Source organism: Sporosarcina sp. FSL W7-1283, from assembly GCF_038003105.1.
Taxonomy (GTDB): domain Bacteria; phylum Bacillota; class Bacilli; order Bacillales_A; family Planococcaceae; genus Sporosarcina; species Sporosarcina newyorkensis.
The window spans coordinates 2,619,394-2,641,282 of sequence record NZ_JBBOOL010000001.1 but is presented as its reverse complement, the minus strand read 5'-3'; the positions used below and the strand labels follow the sequence as shown (position 1 = coordinate 2,641,282).

Annotated in this window: 21 protein-coding genes and 5 pseudogenes; 20 read left to right on the top strand and 6 right to left on the bottom strand. The window is 40.0% G+C overall.

Annotated elements, in window-relative coordinates; translation table 11 throughout:
- Positions 1–27 precede the first annotated feature (27 nt).
- The 5 genes and pseudogenes from MKY93_RS13650 (at position 28) to MKY93_RS13630 (ending at position 5,932) form a co-directional block, all read left to right on the top strand.
- A pseudogene (locus MKY93_RS13650) lies at positions 28–387 on the top strand (Rid family detoxifying hydrolase).
- Between the two features lie 12 nt (positions 388–399).
- Complete coding sequence (gene dpaL, locus MKY93_RS13645) at positions 400–1,629, top strand: diaminopropionate ammonia-lyase (RefSeq protein WP_340759547.1); 1,230 nt, start codon at positions 400–402, stop codon at positions 1,627–1,629.
- A gap of 30 nt (positions 1,630–1,659) precedes the next feature.
- Positions 1,660–2,868 carry a YgeY family selenium metabolism-linked hydrolase gene (locus tag MKY93_RS13640; protein WP_340759545.1) on the top strand — a complete coding sequence of 403 codons (1,209 nt, stop codon included), beginning with the start codon at positions 1,660–1,662 and terminating at the stop codon, positions 2,866–2,868.
- Positions 2,861–4,462 (top strand): N-acyl-D-amino-acid deacylase family protein, encoded by a 1,602-nt coding sequence (locus MKY93_RS13635; protein WP_340759544.1) that lies wholly within the window; start codon positions 2,861–2,863, stop codon positions 4,460–4,462. Before MKY93_RS13640 ends, MKY93_RS13635 begins: the two co-directional genes overlap by 8 nt.
- Before the next feature lie 72 nt (positions 4,463–4,534).
- Positions 4,535–5,932 (top strand): sodium:solute symporter family transporter, encoded by a 1,398-nt coding sequence (locus MKY93_RS13630; protein ID WP_340759542.1) that lies wholly within the window; start codon positions 4,535–4,537, stop codon positions 5,930–5,932.
- Between the two features lie 354 nt (positions 5,933–6,286).
- Here MKY93_RS13630 and MKY93_RS13625 read toward each other — a convergent pair whose 3' ends face one another.
- A complete protein-coding gene (locus MKY93_RS13625) occupies positions 6,287–6,802 on the bottom strand; it encodes a gamma carbonic anhydrase (RefSeq protein ID WP_009497963.1) in 516 nt (171 codons plus the stop codon).
- A gap of 117 nt (positions 6,803–6,919) precedes the next feature.
- On the opposite strand from MKY93_RS13625, the gene MKY93_RS13620 reads away from it, so the two are divergent.
- From MKY93_RS13620 to MKY93_RS13590, 7 genes and pseudogenes are all read left to right on the top strand, one after another.
- Positions 6,920–7,708 carry an alpha/beta fold hydrolase gene (locus MKY93_RS13620; protein ID WP_245799521.1) on the top strand — a complete coding sequence of 263 codons (789 nt, stop codon included), beginning with the start codon at positions 6,920–6,922 and terminating at the stop codon, positions 7,706–7,708.
- A gap of 29 nt (positions 7,709–7,737) precedes the next feature.
- Positions 7,738–8,109, top strand: coding sequence for a fluoride efflux transporter FluC (locus MKY93_RS13615; protein ID WP_340759537.1), 372 nt, complete (start codon positions 7,738–7,740; stop codon positions 8,107–8,109).
- Entirely contained in the window at positions 8,110–8,451 is a 342-nt protein-coding gene (locus tag MKY93_RS13610) for a fluoride efflux transporter FluC (RefSeq protein WP_078818225.1), read from the top strand. It abuts the gene before it with no gap.
- Positions 8,452–8,470: 19 nt separating this feature from the next.
- Positions 8,471–9,199, top strand: coding sequence for a thermonuclease family protein (locus MKY93_RS13605; protein WP_340759535.1), 729 nt, complete (start codon positions 8,471–8,473; stop codon positions 9,197–9,199).
- 140 nt (positions 9,200–9,339) lie between these two features.
- Positions 9,340–9,687, top strand: coding sequence for an ArsR/SmtB family transcription factor (locus tag MKY93_RS13600; RefSeq protein WP_340759534.1), 348 nt, complete (start codon positions 9,340–9,342; stop codon positions 9,685–9,687).
- 104 nt (positions 9,688–9,791) lie between these two features.
- Positions 9,792–9,883: pseudogene (locus MKY93_RS13595) on the top strand (ArsB/NhaD family transporter); the annotation flags it as partial.
- A 45-nt stretch (positions 9,884–9,928) separates the two neighbouring features.
- Positions 9,929–10,138 (top strand): annotated as a pseudogene (locus tag MKY93_RS13590) (arsenate reductase/protein-tyrosine-phosphatase family protein); the annotation flags it as partial.
- A gap of 759 nt (positions 10,139–10,897) precedes the next feature.
- On the opposite strand, the gene MKY93_RS13580 reads toward MKY93_RS13590, so the two are convergent.
- Positions 10,898–11,890 (bottom strand): M23 family metallopeptidase, encoded by a 993-nt coding sequence (locus MKY93_RS13580; RefSeq protein WP_340759532.1) that lies wholly within the window; start codon positions 11,888–11,890, stop codon positions 10,898–10,900.
- A gap of 835 nt (positions 11,891–12,725) precedes the next feature.
- Between MKY93_RS13580 and MKY93_RS13575 the strand changes: the two are divergent.
- From MKY93_RS13575 to MKY93_RS13560, 5 genes and pseudogenes are all read left to right on the top strand, one after another.
- A pseudogene (locus MKY93_RS13575) lies at positions 12,726–12,974 on the top strand (BlaI/MecI/CopY family transcriptional regulator); the annotation flags it as partial.
- 251 nt (positions 12,975–13,225) lie between these two features.
- On the top strand, positions 13,226–13,363 hold the full coding sequence (locus MKY93_RS13570; RefSeq protein ID WP_340759530.1) for a hypothetical protein: 138 nt from the start codon (positions 13,226–13,228) through the stop codon (positions 13,361–13,363).
- A 20-nt stretch (positions 13,364–13,383) separates the two neighbouring features.
- The gene (locus tag MKY93_RS20450; protein WP_445683509.1) at positions 13,384–13,551 is read left to right on the top strand and encodes a M56 family metallopeptidase; all 168 of its coding nucleotides are present in this window, start codon (positions 13,384–13,386) and stop codon (positions 13,549–13,551) included.
- A gap of 208 nt (positions 13,552–13,759) precedes the next feature.
- Positions 13,760–13,963 (top strand): hypothetical protein, encoded by a 204-nt coding sequence (locus MKY93_RS13565; RefSeq protein ID WP_340759528.1) that lies wholly within the window; start codon positions 13,760–13,762, stop codon positions 13,961–13,963.
- A gap of 247 nt (positions 13,964–14,210) precedes the next feature.
- Positions 14,211–14,516: pseudogene (locus tag MKY93_RS13560) on the top strand (DUF1541 domain-containing protein); the annotation flags it as partial.
- Positions 14,517–14,678: 162 nt separating this feature from the next.
- Here MKY93_RS13560 and MKY93_RS13555 read toward each other — a convergent pair.
- Together MKY93_RS13555 and MKY93_RS13550 are read right to left on the bottom strand one after the other, a co-directional pair.
- Positions 14,679–15,875: a chromate transporter gene (locus MKY93_RS13555; protein ID WP_078818211.1), complete on the bottom strand. Its 1,197-nt coding sequence runs from the start codon at positions 15,873–15,875 to the stop codon at positions 14,679–14,681.
- 15 nt (positions 15,876–15,890) lie between these two features.
- Positions 15,891–16,220: a PadR family transcriptional regulator gene (locus tag MKY93_RS13550; protein ID WP_078818210.1), complete on the bottom strand. Its 330-nt coding sequence runs from the start codon at positions 16,218–16,220 to the stop codon at positions 15,891–15,893.
- 375 nt (positions 16,221–16,595) lie between these two features.
- On the opposite strand from MKY93_RS13550, the gene MKY93_RS13545 reads away from it, so the two are divergent.
- From MKY93_RS13545 to MKY93_RS13535, 3 genes are all read left to right on the top strand, one after another.
- Positions 16,596–17,267: a response regulator transcription factor gene (locus MKY93_RS13545; protein WP_340759523.1), complete on the top strand. Its 672-nt coding sequence runs from the start codon at positions 16,596–16,598 to the stop codon at positions 17,265–17,267.
- Between the two features lie 3 nt (positions 17,268–17,270).
- A complete protein-coding gene (locus tag MKY93_RS13540; protein ID WP_340759521.1) occupies positions 17,271–18,737 on the top strand; it encodes a HAMP domain-containing sensor histidine kinase in 1,467 nt (488 codons plus the stop codon).
- Positions 18,738–18,801: 64 nt separating this feature from the next.
- Positions 18,802–19,914 carry a TolB family protein gene (locus tag MKY93_RS13535; protein WP_340759520.1) on the top strand — a complete coding sequence of 371 codons (1,113 nt, stop codon included), beginning with the start codon at positions 18,802–18,804 and terminating at the stop codon, positions 19,912–19,914.
- Between the two features lie 307 nt (positions 19,915–20,221).
- On the opposite strand, the gene MKY93_RS13530 is transcribed toward MKY93_RS13535, so the two are convergent.
- Both MKY93_RS13530 and MKY93_RS13525 read right to left on the bottom strand, forming a co-directional pair.
- Entirely contained in the window at positions 20,222–20,749 is a 528-nt protein-coding gene (locus MKY93_RS13530) for an isoprenylcysteine carboxyl methyltransferase family protein (protein ID WP_340759519.1), read from the bottom strand.
- A gap of 1 nt (position 20,750) precedes the next feature.
- Positions 20,751–21,830 carry a type III polyketide synthase gene (locus MKY93_RS13525; RefSeq protein WP_340759517.1) on the bottom strand — a complete coding sequence of 360 codons (1,080 nt, stop codon included), beginning with the start codon at positions 21,828–21,830 and terminating at the stop codon, positions 20,751–20,753.
- Positions 21,831–21,889 lie beyond the last annotated feature (59 nt).

Below are 21,889 nucleotides of genomic sequence, written 5' to 3'. Positions count from 1 at the left end.
GTAGTATGCAAAGGAGGTATTGAATAAATGGATGGATTAACAAGTAAATCTGCACCAACAGCGGTCGGGCCTTATTCAAAAGCGATTGATTTTAACGGCGTAATCTATTTATCGGGAATGTTACCTGTTAATCCAAATATAGCCGAGATAAACTGAACAGGTATTGTCGAACATAAAGTTGTTTTTAACTGATCAAAACAAAAATTATCATTAAATAATGTTAATAAAACAACAATTTATTTAACTTCAATGGATGATTTTGAAATTGTGAATACTATATATTCTTCATATTTTACAAGTCATCGACCTGATAGAAGTTGTGTAGAAGTAAGTGCTCTTCAGAAATCAGCGTTAATTGAAATTGAGACCATTGTCGCTAAAGAATAGGGAGGAATTAAAATGACGGTTAAAGATAAGCAACTAATCAAATGGGTGAAAAATAAATTTAAAAACAACGAAATAAATAAAGGTGACTTAGATAACTTCGAGATAAAGAATATCCAAAATATCTTGAAATTCCAACAAACCCATCCATCTTATACACATACACCACTCTATAGTTTATCACGCCTAGCAAGTTACTTGGATGTTTCAATGATACAAACTAAGGATGAATCCCAAAGATTTGGATTAAATGCATTTAAAGTATTAGGCGGAATTTATGCAATTGCAATGTATATTGCAAAACAATTAGGAGAGGAAATTGAAAACTTATCCTTTGATAAATTAAAAGATCCATCAGTGAAAGCCAGGCTTGGCGATCTAACTTTTATTTCAGCAACAGATGGGAATCATGGCAGAGGGGTTGCATGGGCTGCAAGGGAGTTGGGTTTTAAATCGGTTATCTATATGCCCAAGGGGTCGTCGCTACAACGCTTAGAAGCGATACGGAGCGAAGGAGCATTGGCCGATATTCAAGATGTGAACTACGACGATACTGTTAGAATTTGTGCAAGGCTTGCTGAAAAAAATGGTTGGATTATGGTCCAAGATACAGCTTGGGAAGGCTATCATGAAATACCACTCTGGATCATGCAAGGGTATTCTGCCATGGCTCATGAAATTGTTGAGCAATGGAATCAAACATCAGAACAACCACCTACTCATCTCTTTCTACAAGCAGGTGTAGGTTCATTTGCCGCAGGGATAGCAGGATATATCTTACAGGTCTATGGTGAGCAAGCACCGAAAATAATCATCGTAGAACCCAATCAAGCTGACTGTTTCTATCAATCTTTTCTTACTGAAAAGGGTGAACGAGAATTTGTAGGGGGAGCAATGTCCACAGAAATGGCAGGATTGGCTTGTGGAGAGCCTAATACCGAGGCGTTTAAATTATTGAGAAGTTACTCAACTGGAGTATTGTCTTGCGATGACGCTATTGCAACAGTCGGAATGAGGGTATACGGTAATCCTCTAAAAGGTGATCCTTCCATAATTTCAGGCGAATCAGGTTCTGTTACTTTGGGAGTTGTTTATTACTTGAGAAAGTTTATGAAAGATCTTTCTTTGAATGATGAGTTAGGGCTTGATGAGAACGCCCGAATCTTAGTAATTAATACTGAAGGTGATACAGACGAAGAAAACTACCGTAAAATTGTGTGGGATGGGTTTTTGCCCGTTCAATAATTAATAATCATCGTGAAGGGAGTCAAGAAAATGTTAGCACAAGAACGTGTTGAAGAAGTTGTACAACTATGTAGTTCACTTGTAAAGATTCCAAGTTTTTCGGGAGAAGAGCAAAAGATAGCTATTTATATTAAACAGTATGCAGAAGAAATTGGATTTGATGAAGTGAAAATAGATGAATTAGGTAATGTGGCAGCTATTATTAATGGAGTTGAAGATGGACCTACTGTATTGTTAGACGGTCATATCGACACGGTACGTGTCCAAGAAAGCAACTGGAGCAAAAATCCTTTTAGCGGGGATGTCCGCGACGGAAAAATTTATGGCAGAGGGACATCTGATATGAAAGGTGCAGTAAGTGCCATGTTATTAGCCGCTTCCTATTATGCAAAAGACCGTAAAAAGAAATTCCCAGGTAAACTTATTGTATCCTGCAGTGTACATGAAGAATGTTTCGAAGGAGTAGCTACGCGAAATGTAAGCGTTCAATATAAGCCAGATTTTGTCGTAATTGGGGAAGCAACAAATTTGCAACTTAATAATGGTCAGCGAGGAAGGGCAGAAATATTGCTTGAAACTTTTGGTAAACCCGCTCACTCATCTAATCCAGAGGCTGGAATAAATGCAGTTAATAAAATGGTGAAATTACTTTCAAAAATACAAAATTTAGAGACTAATAATCATCCAGTTTTGGGCAAGGGTATTTTGGAATTAACGGATATCATTTCTTCACCTTATCCAGGCGCATCTGTGATCCCTTCACGAGCTAGTGTAACGTTTGATCGCAGACTTTTAGTGAATGAAACTCGTGAAAGTGTGTTGCAGCCGATTCAAGAACTAATTGAAGAGTCTATGAAAGAAGATCCTGAATTAAAAGCAGAAGTTTCATTCTCAAGAGGTAGTGAAAGCTGTTATACGGATACTATTATCGAGGCAGAACGTTTTTTTCCAGCTTGGTTATATGATGAAAGTGAGCCGTTTATTGAAAAAACCTTTCAAAACCTAAAGACTATTTTGCCTGAAACTACAATGTCACATTATTCATTTTGCACAAACGGCAGTCATTTTGCTGGAGAAGCAAATATCCCAACAATAGGTTTTGGACCATCTTTGGAGAAGTTAGCTCATATTGATAATGAATATATTGAAATTGATCAACTGAAAAAGTCTGTTATTGGTTACATTTCGATTATCGAGACATTAATAAACTTAAATGATAAGGGGAATGCACATGTATGATTTACTAATAAAAAACGGTCGAATTGTAGACGGAACAGGCTCGCCTTGGTACTACGCTGACATAGCGGTGTCTAATGGCAAAATCGAATCTATTGGATTATTAACTTCTCAAAAGGCTAAGACAGTCATTGATGCTAAACAACAAGTTGTTTCTCCGGGTTTCATCGACATGCATACTCACTCGGACTTAGTTATCCTTGATGAGCCGCTAATTGAAGCAAAAGTTCGGCAAGGAATCACTACAGACTTGTTGGGACAGGATGGGATTGCAGCAGCCCCCCTTCCTCCAGAATATGTATCTACATGGCAGAAAAATTTAGCCGGCCTCAATGGAACTCCGCCTATTGAATGGGATTGGGAAACAGTCGGAGATTATATTCAGAAGATAAAAAGAAATAACCCTAGCTATAACTTGGCGGTACTAGCACCACATGGAAATATCCGTATGGAAGTAATGGGTCTGGCAAATCGTCCAGCTACAGATGATGAAATTAAGCAAATGGTCGCCGTATTGCGTAGATGTTTAGACGAAGGAGCTGTAGGGCTCTCCACTGGATTAATTTATTTACCTTGTTGTTTTGCAGAAATGAAAGAACTAGAAGCCCTTTGCCAGGTACTGGGAGAGTATGGAGCGCCATTGGTCATTCATCAACGTAGTGAAGGTGATGAAATACTAGAATCAATGGATGAACTTATAGCGATGATGAAAAGATGTGGGGCACATTTACATTTTTCACATCTGAAAAATTGTGGCAAAGATAATTGGTATAAAACCGAACAAGTTCTTGAGAAAATAGATAAAGCGCGTGAGGATGGATTAGAAGTAACATTTGACCAGTACCCGTATATTGCCGGAAGTACTATGTTCAGTGCTATTTTACCGCCTTGGGCACATGACGGTGGAACAGAAGAAATGTTGAAACGGCTTGAAGATGAATCACTACGTGAAAAAATGATTGAAGAAATGAAGTCCGCTCTAAAAGGGTGGGATAGTATGTCCAAGTGGGCTGGCTGGGATGGGATAATTATTACATCAGTAGATTCAGATGAAAAAAGTTATTGTGTAGGTAAAACGGTTACAGAGATAGCAGAGATTGAAGGGAAAAGCGAAGCAGTTACTGCTTTGGATCTAATACTACACGAAAAAAATGGTGTTGGAATGATAGATTTCGTGATGAACGAAGAATCAGTTAAGCGCATAGTAGCCCATCCAGCAGGAACTGTGGGCTCAGATGGACTACTGGGCGGAGAACCACACCCACGAGCATATGGATCATTCCCACGTATACTTGGTAAATATGTTCGTGAAGAAAAGGTCACAACACTTGAAGAAATGATTCGTCGAATGACTTCTCAACCTGCTAGAATTATCGGATTGCAGGATCGTGGAATTTTAAGAGAAGGAATGGCTGCTGATATTGTGATTTTTGATCCAGATACTATCATGGATCAAGCCACATTCGAAGAGCCGCGCCAGTTTAATATTGGTATAGATTATGTAATTGTAAACGGTGATGTTGTCATTGACGGAGACGATGCTTATCGCACGCCTTCAGGTAACGTCTTTACTCGGGAGTATAGTAAAAATAAATGATCAAACAGAAGTCTCTCGGCATGCAAACCATAGTTGAGAAACTTCTCTATATCTCTTATGAGGAGGATAGATATGTCGATTATTTGGAGTATTATAATAATTTATATGTTGGCAATGATTGGGATTGGTTTTTATGCAAAAACAAAAATTAAAGATAGTACAGATTATCACTTAGCAGGGAGAAGGTTAGGACCTATAATGCTTGCGGGAACTTTGGCTGCAACAGAAATAGGAGGAGGGAGCTCTGTAGGAGTAGCATCAAAAGCATACGGCGAATGGGGACTTTCAGCAGGTTGGTATGTGGTTTCTGCTGGTATAGCTATAATTTTAGTCTCTTTTGTAGCTCCTTATATGAGAAGAGCTTTGGCTACTACGGTACCTGAGGTTATTGGTAGACGATATGGTAAGTCAAGTCAATTAATTGCGAGTATACTCTCGCTTGTTGCCTCATCTGCTTTGACTGCTGTACAAATTACTGCAACCGCTTCCATTGTTCATGTATTGACTGGATTTGATTTAAAATTAGCCATCGTAATTTCAGGTGCTGTAGTTGTTTTCTACACATTTTTAGGTGGTATGTGGAGTGTTACACTAACAGATTTTGTACAATTTTTCATTATTGTAATTGGATTTGCTATTGCAGTGCCATTTGCTCTTTCTAATGCAGGTGGAATGGAACATGTAATTAGTCAACTTCCAAAAGAGCAGTTAGGGTTTACCAAAATAGGTTGGGGCACAATTCTAGGATTCATTGTTTTGTACTTTATGACTTTTTCAACAGGTCAAGAAGCTGTTCAACGATACTATGCTGCAAAGGATGAGAAAACTGCTATTTGGGGCTCAATCATGTGTGGCGGTCTCATGACATTATATGCCTTTATCCCAGCTGTACTTGGCTTGATCGCATTAGCAGCATTTCCAAACATTGAAGAGAATAGTGCACTTGCCACAGTTTCAGTAGAATTATTACCACCAGTCATAGCAGGTATACTTCTTTCAGGCGTCATATCAGCCACATTGTCTAGTGCCTCTGGAAACTTATTGGCTGTTGCATCAGTCTATATTAAAGATGTTCATAGAAACCTATTTAAAAAAGAGCTGAAAGATGAGGCAGAATTAAAAGCGTCTCGCTGGATTGTTGTTATCACTGGGGTAGGAGCAATTGGTATATCCTTATTCAGCCAACAAATCATTCCGCTTCTTGTATTCGCATTTACTATCCGTTCTACTGGGCCATTCGCTGCTTATTTATTGGGGTTACTAGTTGAAAGAGTTACTAAAAATGCAGGATTAGCTTCGATAATCATCGGTACAATTGTAGGTGTAATTTGGGAGGTTCTGAAGAATCCGTTTAACATAATGGCTGTAATTATGGGTAGTACTGCCAGCTTGATCACATTCTTGATTGTTAACCAAATTGAATTACGGCGTGGAGTGGATATCGCGCCTACTGCATACCCAAAAGAATAAAATTAAGTGATCATCTCTCTTATGGAGTGAAGGTCTTGGTGTTTTTATAATCCTACATTAGAAAATATATTTTGCTCGGAAACTAATGAATTTCGAATAGTTACTTAAGAAAATCAGAGCCGAGTGAAATAATCATTAACCAAACTTAGTACTTGTAGGACCAAATTATGCTATAAGTAATGATTTTAAAGAACAGAGACAAATGTAGTTATCCAGGTGTATCTTTATATCATAGTGCGATTAGTAGTAAGTTATATTAAAGAAGATAGAATCCAAAAGTAGACGAGAGATCAAATGAAACTGAATAAGATACCAAAATAAGCACCCATTCCACAAAAGAATGGGTGCTAGTGCTTATTCGTCTTGCAGCACTTTATACAATTGTCCTTTACGTGCGTATTCGTTCACGATACGCGTCATGTCGGCACGGTCTTCGTCGGTCAAATCACGAACGACTCGAGCCGGAGAACCGAGCGCTAAGGTGTTAGGCGGAATTTTCTTGCCAGGGGTCACCAAGCTGCCCGCTCCGATAAATGCGCCTTCCCCGATTTCAGCTCCATCCAGAATCGTTGCGCCCATCCCAACCAGTGCTCCTTTTTTGATCGTGCAGCTGTGTAGCATCACTTTATGTCCAATCGTCACCTCATCCTCTAAAATAAGCGGGAATTTCGGACTTTGATGCAGACAGCAAAAATCTTGGATGTTCACTTTTCGGCCGATAATTGTCGGGGACACATCGCCGCGAATAACCGTATTGAACCAAATGGATGATTCGGGACCGATCGTGACATCACCTGAAATGGTTACATAATCTGCAATATATACAGATGGATCGATCTCAGGTATTTTTCCTTCGTATGGATAAATCAATGAAATCTCCTCTTTTCCAAAAAATCATGTATAATTTATCCTAACAAAGATTTGGTTTTTCCGATACAAAAGAAGGGCATTCCATAAAATAATAAAGCTAAATGAGGAGTGATGGCCATGTGGAAGTGGGAAGCGGAAGGCCAGCCGAAAGCTGTAGTAGTAATTGTCCATAATGCATATGAACATCATCGTCGGTATGTTTGGCTCATTCAGCGATTGAGGAATGATGGCTTCCATGTCGTGACAGGAGATTTGCCTGGTCATGGAAAAGAAGGCTTGACCGTTCATTCGGAAACATTTAAAGAATATCGTCGATTTATTAAACAATTGGTTATGACAGGGCTCGACGACAACTTACCGCTGTTTTTATATGGACATGGATTAGGTGCGACATGCCTTCTTCGAATAATGCAGATGGAACAGGTGGAATGCGCGGGTATTATTTGTTCCTCGCCTTGGCTGCATTTGGAACATCAACCGCCGTTGCTGGCACAGATGTTAACGAAATTATCTCAATCGATGAAGCTAAACCATGAAATCACGCCGGCTTTGCTATCGCGTAATGCTGAATTTCTAGAGCAATACAAAGACGATGCATTGTATACTTCGGTCATTACAGCAAGCTGGTATCGAGAATTGCAAATTCTATTGAAGAATGTCATGCAGAAGGACTCGGTGATACAGGATGTCCCATTTCTGCTGCTGACGGGAGAAGCGGATGAAATAACGGATCCCGATTACTCTCGCAAATGGGCACAAGCACAAAATTTATCCGAACTGCAGGATAAGAGATGGAAAGATCTGTACCACGACGTCATGCAAGAGCCTGAGCGTGAAGAAGTTTACGTATATATGCGGTCCTTCATGAAAAATGTGCTTCGTTCATTAGGCTATGTAATTGAATGAAATGAAACTTAGCTGGAGGACGTGAATAAATGAGAGTGCGACTATACATAGGAATTGCAGGGGCAATCGGTGCGGTAACCCGCTTACTGGTCGGTCAGTTATGGATCGTCAATGGTGCTTTTCCTGTTGCCACGTTTGCTGTAAATATGGTCGGGACATTGTTGCTGTGTATTCTAGTGGAACGAGCAAGGCTTGGCGGGCATCTTTCTCCTCTTGCAGTTACGGTTCTCACGGTTGGATTCCTAGGCGCCTTCACAACGTTTTCTGCCGTTAGCTTAGAGACAATCCAGTTGCTGAAGGACGGTTTGATGGTAATTGCAGGTGCATATGTCTTCTGTAGTTTATTCGGAGGTCTTACCATGGCGGCTTTCGGATTTACATTGGCAAGGAAGGTGAGCTGAATGATATGGCATATAGTGGCGGTTGGCTTTGGCGGGTTTCTTGGAGCAATTTTGCGATTTGAAGTATCAAACCGACTGAACGGAAGCGTCTTGCCATTTGGGACGTTACTCGTTAACAGCATAGGCAGCTTTTTCATTGGTTGGATTGTCGGCATGGAGCTGCCATTGCAGTGGACGTTGTTTTGGGCGACAGGCGTGGCGGGAGCGTTGACGACATACTCCACCTTAATGAAAGAAATTTGGACGTATTGGAAAGAAGGCCGAATAGGGCGTTCAGCGGCCTATACTGTGCTGACATTCGGGTTGGGAGTCGGCTTGGCCTATATTGGATTTAGTTTGTAGAAAAGAGGATTTTAATTAAATGAGTACAAAGAAAAAGAATACGGGAAAAAAATGGGTCGGCTCTTTTCTGATTGCCGTAGTAGTCGCGATCGCGGCTGTCTATTTTCCTGAATTAATGGAAGAAAAAAAAGAACCGAGCCGCGATGGCTTGATTCCAGTCGAATTGGTCAAGACGATTGATGGTGATACAATAAAAATCATGTATGAAGGCAAAGAGCAGAATGTGCGTTATCTATTGATCGACACACCTGAAACAAACCATCCTCGACTGGGCAAGCAGCCGTTTGGCCAAGAAGCGAAAGTGCGCAATCAAGAGCTGTTGCAAAAAGGGAAGCTAGAGATTGAGTTTGATATCGGTGAAAAATACGATAAATACGGCAGATTGCTGGCGTATATATACATAGACGGAAAAAGCGTGCAGGAGCAACTATTGAAAGAAGGATTGGCGAGAGTAGCTTATGTGTATCCGCCAAATACACGTTATTTGGATGGATTTGAGAAAGCAGAGCAACACGCTAAAAAGTCTGGTGTTGGAATTTGGACGTTAGAGGATTATGCGACAGATCGTGGTTTTGATAGCGATAAGCATCCGGCCAATGAGACAGCCAAACAGCCAGTAAGTGGAAAAAAGGGAATATTCCCAAACTGCACGGAACTGCGAAAACAATATCCTGACGGCGTCAAAAAAGGACACCCTGCATACGCTTCTCATTTGGATCGGAATAATGATGGCAGGGCATGTGAGTAAATTTCAGCAAAATAAAAATTGTGTTCAATAATATAAATGAATCCCGATGACGATAATATTTATATCGAAGTCGGGATTTTTTATATTCTTTGTTGATCATATAAGTATATCATTATATACTTTTTTAAGGAGGTTATAAAATGAAGACAAAAGAAACTGTCGATTTACAGCGCGCCTCACAACTTTTAAAATTACTAGGTGATAAGACACGTTTGACGATGATGAAATTACTTTCCTCTCATGAATGTTGTGTCTGTGAGTTCGTGGAGATTTTTAAGATGAGCCAGCCAGCTATTAGCCAACATCTGCGTAAGTTGAGAGATATTGAGCTGGTAAGGGAAGAGCGGAGAGGACAATGGATCTTTTATTCGATCAATTCTGAGCATGAGGATTACCTGCTGATTAAAAGTATTCTAGACCAATTGCCGGGACAGGATGAATCGATTAACGACTTGGAAAAACAAGGTTTACGTATTTCATGTGGCTAGGGAGGAAAATTGATTGGTTACAACTAGTATTGCGATAGCAATCTTTGCAATAACGTTAGTTTTTGTTATCTGGCAGCCCCAAAATTTGTCTAACAACAGTTGCCATTCGTGAAGCTCTTATCTATGCAAATGTGATCGGATCTGATCTGATCTCGGACCTAAAATTACGCCAATCGGTTCACTGGCAACTTTCTTGTAGCTACATGTGCTTTCTCAAAAAGGTGTGAAAATAGGCTGAGGGAAGAAAATTCTCGGTCAGGAATGGAATGTACTTAGTGCTGGTATTGAAGCACATGGAGTAAACCCTAAAGCAATAATTACAATGAAAGAGATTGGGATTGATATCTCAAATCAAACATCAAACACCATAGATTCTAAGGTTCTTAACAATGCGGATTTAGTTGTTACGCTTTGCGGGGATGCTTCGGATAAATGCCCTATGACTCCTCCATCAACTTGCTGTGACCCAAACACGGGTTGTTGCGAGCCTGATCTACCGATAGCTATCATTGGTGCGGGACCAATCGGTTTAGCGGCGGCAAGCGCATCTAAAAGAAAGAGGGGTACCATTCTTTGTATTAAAAAAAGGTACAGTCTCAGCGAATGTCCGCACATGGGAGCATGTGACACTTTTCTCGCCTTGGCCGTATAACATTGACGAAGCAGGTAAGAGACTATTGCTTAATACAGATTGGGGGCTTACGCTCTATCTATTTTTTTGCAACATTGCTCGGATATATTTTGCTTTGATTAATCCAATAAAAGATGGTCTTCTTACTTTTGTTATCATGACAGGCTGTTTGCTTTAGGTTTTATATTTGCTGAATCAAATTAGCCCTTGGGTTTCACGGAAATCTGATAAGGTGCAAGCTGCGTATGATGAGTATATCGCTAGAAGAGATAATCAGGGTTAGTATGAACAGTAAATAGCGGAACTTCTTCAAAGTAAGCCCAAATTATAAAAAACCGCACCTTTTGGGTAGAGGACACTGAAAAAATCTCTGTATCAAAATTAAGCGCCGCTAGCATCATCGTTAATGAAATCGATGATGGTAGCGGCGCTGTTTTGGCAAGGATAGGTCGGTGTGGAATAGATCCTGAGGGAATTGGAACATTTCAAATCCTTTGGAGAATGTAAGAAAGAGCGTGGAGGAACTCCTTCATTCTCTTTTAACGATTCGTACCTATGAATTGCCTTCCCACAAACTTACTAACGGTCAGTATTCCTGTCTTGTCTTTCCCAAAGTCTAAGGGAGGGGTATGGATCGAAAGCCCACTCCGTCCGTCCATTATCTTTATACATACCGTAGTGAAGATGAGGAGGAAATTTACCTGAAGTACCTTTCTTTCCATATCCAGAATTGCCGACATAGCCGATAGTAGTTCTAGGTTCAACAATGTTACCTTCTTTAAGACCTTCATTAAAATAAGCTAAATGAGCAAAATAATGGTACGTATTATGGATATCACGAATACCTATTCTCCATCCTCCGTATTCATTCCATCCCAATGTTTCAATAATTCCGTAAGATGTTGACTGGACAGGAACTCCATAGGAGGCAAACAAATCGGTTCCTTCGTGTATTCTTCGACCGCCCCATCCTCTGTTAGCTCCCCAAGTACCTTGAAAACTATAATTGTGCTTGATGGGAATAGGAAAGGCGTGCTCATCCAAATCCAACGTTTCAAAGTGTTTATAAAGATTCGCAATGGTAATAATTTGATTGACGGTTTCTTCACGCTTATAGTAATCCCATAAAGCCAAAGAAAATTCCTCTTCAGCACTTCCGTATCCACTTAAAAAAGTAGCCATCGTAAAGAGCACATCCTCATCATCATCCAGATCAGCGTAACCGTCCCCATTTCCGTCCAATCCTTTTCCTGCGAAAAGTGCAATAGACAACGGTGATGTATCTTCCTTATTTGGATTAAGCTCACCCATCCAATAGTCTTTGGTAAATTGGAGAGCAATGATTCCTTCCTTATTTGGAATATCATTACGTACTTGTTGGATGTTGCGTTCAAACTGGTCTACAGCAGCTAAATAGTACCAAGGGACAAATTCGTTCTCGAATTTTAAATAGTAGTTCATTCGTTCTTCCAATAATTTTTCCTGGGTTGGTTGTTCTTGAGCTGAAACAACGACGAAAAAAAATAAGGACAGCATGATTAAATAAATCGGCAATAGAAACCAGTGCCGCATTCAAAAACCTCCTTTTCGGTGCATTCATAAAGTTCCCTATTTGCATTTTTTTATGAGTATTTTCTCGATGTTTTCCTTCTCGTTTTGAACTATCCGGTTAGCATAATTAGATCACAGAAATTAGTTATTACTTTACTCAAAAACAGTGAAGAAAAGAATTTTTGATTCTGAATTTTAGGTAAGAGTCACAATATTAGTAACTTATTGCTTCCTCAGCAGCTTTTCAATCAAGACAGCAATATTCTCTTTTGATAAATGTTAATGATAGGTATCTAGCTACGGGTGTTTTCAACCCCCACCAATACAGACCAAAGATAGAATAAAAGATCAGTACGAGAGTTGTAACAATTCTAATTACCATAATTTCACCCTTTATTCTCTTTTATTCATTAGTGTGGCTAAAATTAGGTGAGGTAATACAAATTTCTTCGGTTTTAGACTTGGTGATTTGATGAGGCAATTTAAACAGCTACATTCGCAAGACGAAAACTTTTTATGGAAGAGTATGATGCGATTGCGAATGAACTGAGCAAATTGAACGCGCAAAGCGTAGCTCTATATGATAGCAAAGGTCAGTTTTTCTTTGTCGCTTACCATTGAAAAGTGCATTTAAAGAATTCGAAAAGAAAAAATAAAACATTTGACTACTACAACATTGTAGTAGTCAAAAGTGTGGACTCACATAATAATTTGCTAAGTGTACACGATGAAGGAGTTTCAAAAGTTATCGGATACAGAAATGGAGTTGATGCAAGTGATATGGGAGATAGGCGGTCCCGGACAATCCAATTAATTGTTAGAGATTTTTTCTCAAAATTAGGGTAGGAATTGGAAAGGATTGACAATCGCTACTTTTTTCTCAAGATTGGTTGACAAGGGGCTGTTATTAGCCAATAAACAAGGTCCGTGCAAATACTTACTTCCCTGTCTATCTCTCGAAGAGTACAAAAGATGGAGAGCTCAAAGCCTACTCGTCGTATTGTATCAAGGTTCTGTGAGTAACTTCTTATCTACACTTTATGACGGTGAGGATATTTCGAAAGAAGATATCAAAGATTTAAAACAATGGTTTTCAGAGAAATAGATGCATAATGTGAGCGAGTTATTTGAAAATCTTATCGTATTATCTGTTGTGGGAAGCACTGTTGTGGAGTGTATTTTTGTTCTAAATCTTCTTTCTTGTACCTGTTTGGCTGATTGTACGAGGGCTCTCTTTTCTTTCAACAGAACAGAATAGCACTATTACTGCTATACAGACAGGCTATTGGAGAGAAATAATTCCTGAACAATATATTTCTTTTGAATGGGTGTTGGTATACTTAAGTATTTGAGGAGTTGGAGCCATCATTTTTGGTGGCTGGAATGTATATTATTATGGAAAATTTAAAAAATAATATCTCAATAGTAGTCGTTAATGATGCTTATCAGTTGTTGGATAGCCATAAAGAAAAGCTAAGAGTAAGACGTATTTAAAACTTGTGTACAATGATTAAATAGCAAGTCCAGCCCTCATTGGGTTACTCAATCCAACGATTCTATTATCGACTAGGAAAATACCTACTGTTGAATTAAACATGGTGCTTCATCATGAGTTGATTCATTTTAAACGAAAAGATGTATGGATAAAATTGTTTATGTTAATAGTAAGTTCTTTACACTGATTTAATCTATTCGTTCATATTCTATGTAAGGAGATTCACATATGAAGCGAATTATCTTGTGAAGAAGAAGTTGTATCTGAAATGTCTTATGCTGAAAGAAAGAGATACGGTGAAACAATTTTAAACATGTTAGAAGATTCACTTGAAACTCCTGTTTTTTATAGTGCTTTTTTATTTGGAAACAAAATTATCGCTTAAAAAGCGATTAATGATGTTATTAGAAGTGAAACCAATGAAAAAGTTTATTTTGGTGACGGCAACTGTAATTATTATTAGTGTTGGAGCTATTGGAATACCAGCAAGTGCGTTAACTTCAGAAAGTCCACGTACTATTGATTTTGTTAAAACAAAGCAAGCGAAATTAAATGCGAATGACCCAAAAAAGGAAGAAGTATATACGGATTCATTTTAGTAAAACAATCTAGTGTAAAATATGTAGCTCAGGGGCAAGATGATTTATGATTTTGTTTATGAGGGTTGTCTTTGTTGTCGGTTGTAGTGATAAAGATAATCTTGATAAAACAGTTGATATAGGCGAAAGCGAAGATAGTGTTAATTAAATAGAGGAATTTGATGGCGGTTCACTGAGTTGCGCAACAACCGAAAATGGTAGATTGCCGAAATGGCTGGTAGAAGCAGACGTCGCGTATTTATTTAAAATAGTAGGTGCATATGACACCGTGGCTTATTCCGTTTCATATACACCGACTACAGGAGAAAAGCGGATGGAGAATCATAAATGGGTAATCCAGGAAGAATTAAAAGATGCAGACGATAAGACTTTAGAAAAAGGAAGTGGGGCTACCTTACTGGCCGATCATATGCAAGGAATGGAAGGTGCAGTGGCGGAGATTGAGTCAGCTGAACACACAACTGTATACATGGTTGATTACAATCCGACTTCAGGCGACGAGAGAGTGACAAACCATAAATGGGTTACGGAAAGCGAACTTTCTGGTAACTGAAAATTCACCAAAGAAATATTAGGCAAAGGATAACAGGGAAAACATCGATCACCTAGCACATTGTAGGCTAGGAAGCATAATTTAAAATGTTCGGATTGTGAGGCAAGGGATTTAATCAACCAGTGAACACCACTCAAATTTATTGAGTGGTGCTTTACATATTTATTGAAACATTGCCAACAGCGATCCGCCTACAGCCCCGGAAACTACAATAATCCAGGGAGGAAGTTTCCAGTAGGCGAGCATACTAAACAAAATTGAGGCTAAGGCAAAATCCACAGGTGCTAAGATGGAACTTGTCCAAATCGGAAAATAAAAGGCGGAGATTAAGATTCCGACTACTGCTGCATTCACGCCCAATATTGCGCCTTTAATTTTAGGGTTGTTCCGTAAACTATCCCAAAAAGGCAATGCACCAAGGATCAGAAGGAAAGCTGGTAAGAAGATCGCGCCCGTTGCGACCAATCCGCCGAGCCAACCATTCATAACAGTGCCTAAATAGGCAGCGAAGGTGAATAGAGGACCGGGTACTGCTTGTGTTGCTCCATAACCAGCTAAGAAAGATGCCTCACTTAACCATCCGGTAGGTACAAATTCTTGTTCTAATAAAGGTAAAACAACATGCCCGCCACCAAAAACTAATGAGCCGGCTCGATAAAAGCTATCAAACATAGCTACCCAATAGGAACCAGTTATTTCTCGCAGGATCGGCAATAGAAAAAGCAAACTGAAAAACAGTGCTAGAAAAATCACTGAAATTCTTTTAGCGATTGGGAATGGCGAGCTTGTTTCTTCGGATTCTTCAGGTTGTTTGTAAAGAAGAAACCCAAGGAGTGCAGCTAGTAATATAACGCCTATTTGAGTGAAAGCTGTTTGCCAAACCAGTGTACCGACTAGAGCGAATAAAGCAATGGCTTTTCTTTTGATATCAGGAGTTAAGTTTTTTGACATGCCCATTATGGCATGGGCAACGACAGCTACCGCTACAATTTTTAATCCATGAATCCAACCGGCAGTTCCGATATCAAATTCTTTGAGTAGCAAAGCAAATAGTATTAAAGCAACAACTGAGGGGAGTGTAAATCCTAAAAAAGAAATAATCCCTCCTAAAACTCCTGCTCTCATAACTCCTATGCCTATTCCTACTTGGCTGCTCGCCGGTCCTGGCAGGAATTGAGCTAACGCAACTAAATCAGCATAACTTTTTTCATCCATCCATTTTCTTCGACGTACATATTCCTCATGAAAGTACCCCAAATGAGCGATTGGTCCCCCAAAAGATGTAAAACCGAGTCTTAATGAAACTAAAAATATTTCTAAAAGTGATGTAATTTTCCTACGCGGATTCGTTTGATTCATTAGTAACTCCTTTTATTAGTCATTGATTTCTTTAAAGAGTTCGTATGCCTTTTTCCTCGCCTCAATCAGTATTAGATCTCCTTTTTCAGTTATCGTATAATATTTTCTTATTTTCCCCTCCACTTTACGTTCCTCCTTCATTAGAAGACCGTCTGATTCCATGGAATGTAATATTGGATAAAGAGTACCTGGGCTGATGGTATAGCCGTGTTCTCTAAGTTCTTCTAGCATCCACACACCAAAAACGGGATGTTCTTTTGCGTGATGCAAAATATGTATGTGAATAAAACCAAGAAAAAGCTTGCGTAACACTTTGTCGTTTTCCAAATTCTCACCTCCTGTCATTAATAACGAAAGTCAATATCGGTAACCGTTATTGAGAATATAACACTGTTAATACTGTCTGGCTAGTCCGATTGATGAAAGTTTACATATTCTTAACAGTATGCCAATTCATCTTCAGTTGTTTTTGTCTAATCATGTATAATACCTAAATGTGTTAAATGGAAATATGATAGTTTGAATTTATCTGCTAGAACAATACTCTCTGGTTTCCTGTCAAAAGCTATCATTATCCTTAAAATTGTAATTGTGTAAACGAATTTTGGGTGTTTGAAGGAGAAGCATATCGGCTCAACGGGCTCTTTATTTAACCAAGCAACAACTTAGCAACAAGTTCACGCTATACTGGATATAGCTTAGAAGTAGGAGAAGATGAAAATGGAACATGTACAAAAGACGATCTTAATTATAGAAGATGAAGAATCGATCTACGATATACTATCGTATGCTTTACGGAAAGCAGGGTTTCGAGTCATTGGTGCATCTTCAGGAGTGAAGGCGTTAGAATTTCTTCAAGGGATAGAGATCGATCTTATTATTTTAGATATCATGCTGCCCGATACGACGGGCTTTGAGCTTTGCAAAAAGATTACGGTCATGACAAATTCCCCGATTCTCATGCTGACGGCGCGCGATGATATCGTAGACAAAGTTGTAGGGCTCGAACTCGGGGCAGAAGATTATATGACGAAGCCATTCGATATTCGGGAAGTTCTTGCGCGTGTGAATGTGTTACTTCGACGCAACCAGACGCCATATCGATTGATTCACGTCAATGAGAGTATCCATATTGAGCCACGTGCCCACGCCGTTTTCAAGGATAGACAATTGGTCACATTAAAGCCGAAGGAATATGAACTCTTACTATTATTCGCTCAACATCGGAATCAAGTATTTTCAAGAGAAGAAATTCTCGACACTGTCTGGGAAATGGATTATGAAGGCGGACTGCGAACAGTGGACGTACATGTTCAACGAATTCGTAAGAAGCTTGATTCATCACTCATCGAGACGGTATTCGGTGTAGGTTATAGAATGAGAGGATATTGAGCAATGAAACTAACGATCCGGAAGAAATTCTTCATTGTTTTTTTCATCTTGTTTTTCTTTGCAGCTGTTCTGAGCAATCAAATCATGGCGAAAATACTTGAAAAATATACGATGACCAATCTCGAAGAAGCTGTGACCTCTCTGCAATATTCGTCGACTCAATTTATAAAGCAATTTGAACAGCTGCATCCGCAAGACGGAAATTTCATCGTTGAACACAGTGATAGACTTGCGAATGAGTTAAGTAAATTGAATAACCAAAGTGTAGCTCTGTTTGATAGCGAAGGGCGGTTTTTATATGAAGCTGTGCCAATCGATCACCCAATTCTGATGGAACAACAACGCTATCAAGCAAGTGTAGGGGAGAACAGCAGCGAGGAGTTAAAACAAGCTTTTCAAAATAAATCTTCTTATACCATTCAACCTCTGCGGGAGGGGACACTTCTCTATTTCGCTTACCCGCTTTATCTGAATGATACGCTCTATGGAGTCGTTCGTTTTACAGCAGATTACACGGATGTTTTTTTACATAATAAAAGCCTGCTTCGGGCATTCACCTTGCTTACCATACTTTTGTTTTGCGGCGTCTATTTAATTTCATTGTTATTAGTTAATCAATTCATCCAAAGAGTTAAAGAAGTGACAAGTGCAACGAAAAGGATGACAACAGGCGACTATCAGCCAATTTCTGCAAACAAGGCATCCGATGAAATAGGTGAACTGGCTCAGAATTTCCAGCAGATGCAATTGCAAATTCAGCAGCATATTCAAACGATTGAACAGGAGAAAGACAAAGTGGTAGTGCTCGAAGAAAAACGCACAACTTTCTTCCATAATATTACCCATGAACTGAAAACACCGCTGACAACCATTTCAGGCTATGCCCAAATAATAGGTGAAAGAGCATTTGACGACATAGAATTTCTACAAAAAGCTTCTTTGAAAATAAGAAAAGAGAGCGAACGTCTAAATGAAATGGTCACTCAATTACTAGCACTGTCAAAATACCAATCGCATGTGCCCGCTTCCATTCATGAAACTGTAGATGTGTATCCGATTCTGCAATCTGTCTGTGAAGACCTGCAAATGATGGCAGCTCCACGCGACATGAAGATTCACCTACAGGGCCGTCCTTATATAGTGGAGGGCAATCCGAATGAAATCCAGCAGCTCTTTATTAATGTAATTGATAATGCCATCCTGCATGGAATATCAGGGTGCGTTATTGAAATCACCGTAGACCAAGAAATCATGGTGACCAATCCATGCGTGCCTATCCCTCCGGCCATTGCCGACAATATATTCGAACCATTTGTGCACAGTAAATCGGAAGGCAGTTCAGGCTTAGGATTATTCATATGTGCGGATATTACGGCACGTCATCACGGAACGATTCAGTTTGAAGAGAAAAATGGACAGGCTGAAATCAAAATAAAAATACCTCAACAGAAACATGTCGGCAACAAGTAAAGCATGGTTGGCAACAACATTTACTTATGATCAATCTGTACGCTACTAACAGGAGGTTATGAAAATGAAAAGAAAATGGCATGGAATTGCGGTACTCACGTTAAGCAGTATGCTGGCAGCAGGCTGTTCACTTTCCGGAGAAGCGGCGCCAAAGACTGTCACGTTAAGTGACAATGTAAAACTTGAAAGTGCGTTGGATGAGAACCATCTACTCATCACGCATGAAGCTACGTTTCCCATTGAAATTACAGCGGATTACACAGGTTTTAAAGGGAATCAGCTGTATTTCAATCAACACAACGCAATGTATAAGTATGATGTAGAGAGCAAAAAAGAGGAAAAGGTGATGGGAACACCGTTCACCTCTATATCGGATGACGAACAGCGAGCAATTTCACATATAAATGAAAAATTTTACGTACATGATTTCCAAAACGGCACGAAAAAATTTATTGGCAATGCTACGGAGGAATGGAGTACGTACTTTGGAGATGTTAAGGGTTCGTCGGTCATTCAAGTGAAACATACGGGTGAAAATTTTACAGTGGAAAAGACAGTATTGGAGACTGGTCAAAAGTTCAGTTGGGATATTTATGAAATTTTCAATAGTGACGGTATAGCAATCAATTCATTTCAATCGAGCGAGGAAGGAATATATATTGCAGGTAATTCTTTAAAAGAAGGATATGGCTTGTATCATTTATTGGATAATGGAGATGTGAAAAAACTTTCATCTTTGGAAGGGGTAAATTCAATGGCCCGCTTTCAGTTTTTAGATGAGCAGACGATCATTTTCAATGATGAATACAAAGGCAAATCGGGTATTTATACGCTGAATCTATCAACAGGAGATGTGACACAGCTTGTAGCGGGTGGAGAGGATAAAGAAGGCATCTGGGTGCCGTTTTATAAACTATCGCCGGATAAGAGTAAAATTTTATTTGATACGCCGGTGCAAGTTGGCAAAGAATATAAAACCAATGTCTATGTAGCGGAGTTTGTAGAAGGCAAACTAACAAAGCCTGCGCTGCTTATGCAAAATGCAGAATTATTTGCCGTGATTTCGGAGACGGGTTATTGGAGCGATGATTCAAGCAAAGCCTATATCAGTACGACGGTTCCGGGAAATGACAAAATCGATGCAATAGAAGTTTTTAAAATCGAATTGGATAAATAAATATCAAAACACAGACTGTCCTGAAAGTCCAAAACGGCTTTCAGTAACAGTCTTTTTTGCACGATCGGTAAGTAAAGCAGCGAAACGAGCCAAAGTATGCGGTAGCCACACCAATCAGATTCAGAAACGCACCAATCAACTCTCCATCCGAACCAAACTATCTCCGAAACGAACCAAACACCTTCAGAACCGAACCAATCAGCTTCTGAACCGCACCAATCCAGCCCTGCGCCACACCTTTTCTCTGTTTACCAACCGACTGGATGAAACAAAAACTCCCGTATTTACCGGACATCATCCTTTCGAATTAAAACACCTCATTATAATCCGTAAGCTCCCGCAGTGCTCTTTCCTCCGCAGGAATTCGGACCGACAGCATCCACAGATTTAGAATAAAGAATAATCCAGCGGTAACATACGCATTGAACAATAAGGGCAAGACGATCAATTCCGAAGTCACAATTACATAATTCGGATGACGGATCCAGCGGTAAGGCCCTTTTTTCTGAACGTTCGCCCCTGGCAAGATGAGGATCTTTGTATTCCAAAACTTGCCTAGCGATGAAAGACACCAAACACGCAGTACTTGCATCAGCAGAAAAATTGCCAGCAGGATGCTCCAGAAAGCCGGCAAAGGTCGATTAAAAATGAGTACTTCCGCAAGCAATGAGACGAAAAATGCAGTATGCATCAGCACCATCCACTTATAATGTGCCGAACCAACCTCAATCGCGCCTTGGCCGAGCATCCACCGTTCATTGCGCTTTGCTACAGCGAGCTCCACCAATCGCTGGATGACCACGATAATGAAGACAATCAAGAATAAACCGCTCATCTTACTGCCACTCCAGCAACAGAAGCTCTCCGCAGAAGCCAGGACCGAGAGCAGCCATCAACCCACGTTCTCCCACAGCCGGCTGTTGTTCAATAAATTCTTTCAGCACATACAGCACAGTAGGAGACGACATATTGCCGTGGTGCTGCAAGACTTTTTTCGAAGTAGCGGTTTCATTGGTATCCAAATGAAGCGCGGCCTGATAAGCGTCCAGCACTTTCTTGCCCCCTGGATGTGCGACGAAATGATTAATGTCGGACATTGACAGCTCTTGTTCTTCGACAAACCGGTGGACGACCGGTCCAAGCCAGCTCTTGATGATGGTCGGGATGCTTTTCGAAAACACAACATGAAGGCCATCATTTTTGATATCCCACCCCATGACGTCCTCTGAGTCCGGCATGAAGCGAGAGGAAGTCGCGCGGATGGCAGGCATCGGACGTATACTTTTCACTGTCGACTGTTCTCCTGAAACGAGTGCACAAGCAACACCGTCAGAAAATAAAGACACACCCACTAAATTGCTTTTTGATACATCGTCACGCTGGAACGTCAAACTGCATAGTTCAATCGCCAGGACGAGTACATTTGATTCGGGGTATGCGTTGCAATAATCAGATGCGCGGCTCATGCCCGAAGCACCGCCTGCACAACCAAGTCCCCAAATCGGAATACGTTTGATATCATGACGAAACGGCAATTGATTAATAAGACGCGCATCGATACTTGGCGTAGCCAGACCGCTGCTTGAAATGAAGAAGATTGCATCAATCTCAGCAAAATTTACCGGACGCGCAAGTGTGGCTGTATTATTGAGACATTGTTCCACCGCTGTCTTACCAAGCTCTACGGCGTGTTTGATATAGACATTATTTCGAGTTTCAAAATCATGCGGTTCAGCATACCATTCAATCGGCATGCATACTTGCCGTGTATTAATCTCTCCATTTTGAAACACTTGAAGTAAACGATCAATGTTTTTAAATGAATCCGAAAACAAAGAACGGGCAAACGACATGGCTTCTTCTTGCTTGATTTCAACTGGCGGATAAACGGTACTGACAGAATGAATTGTTGGCATAGGCAACCTCCGTTAAAAATTATAATGAGCTAGAGTAGTGAGTTATGCTGAGACTTCTT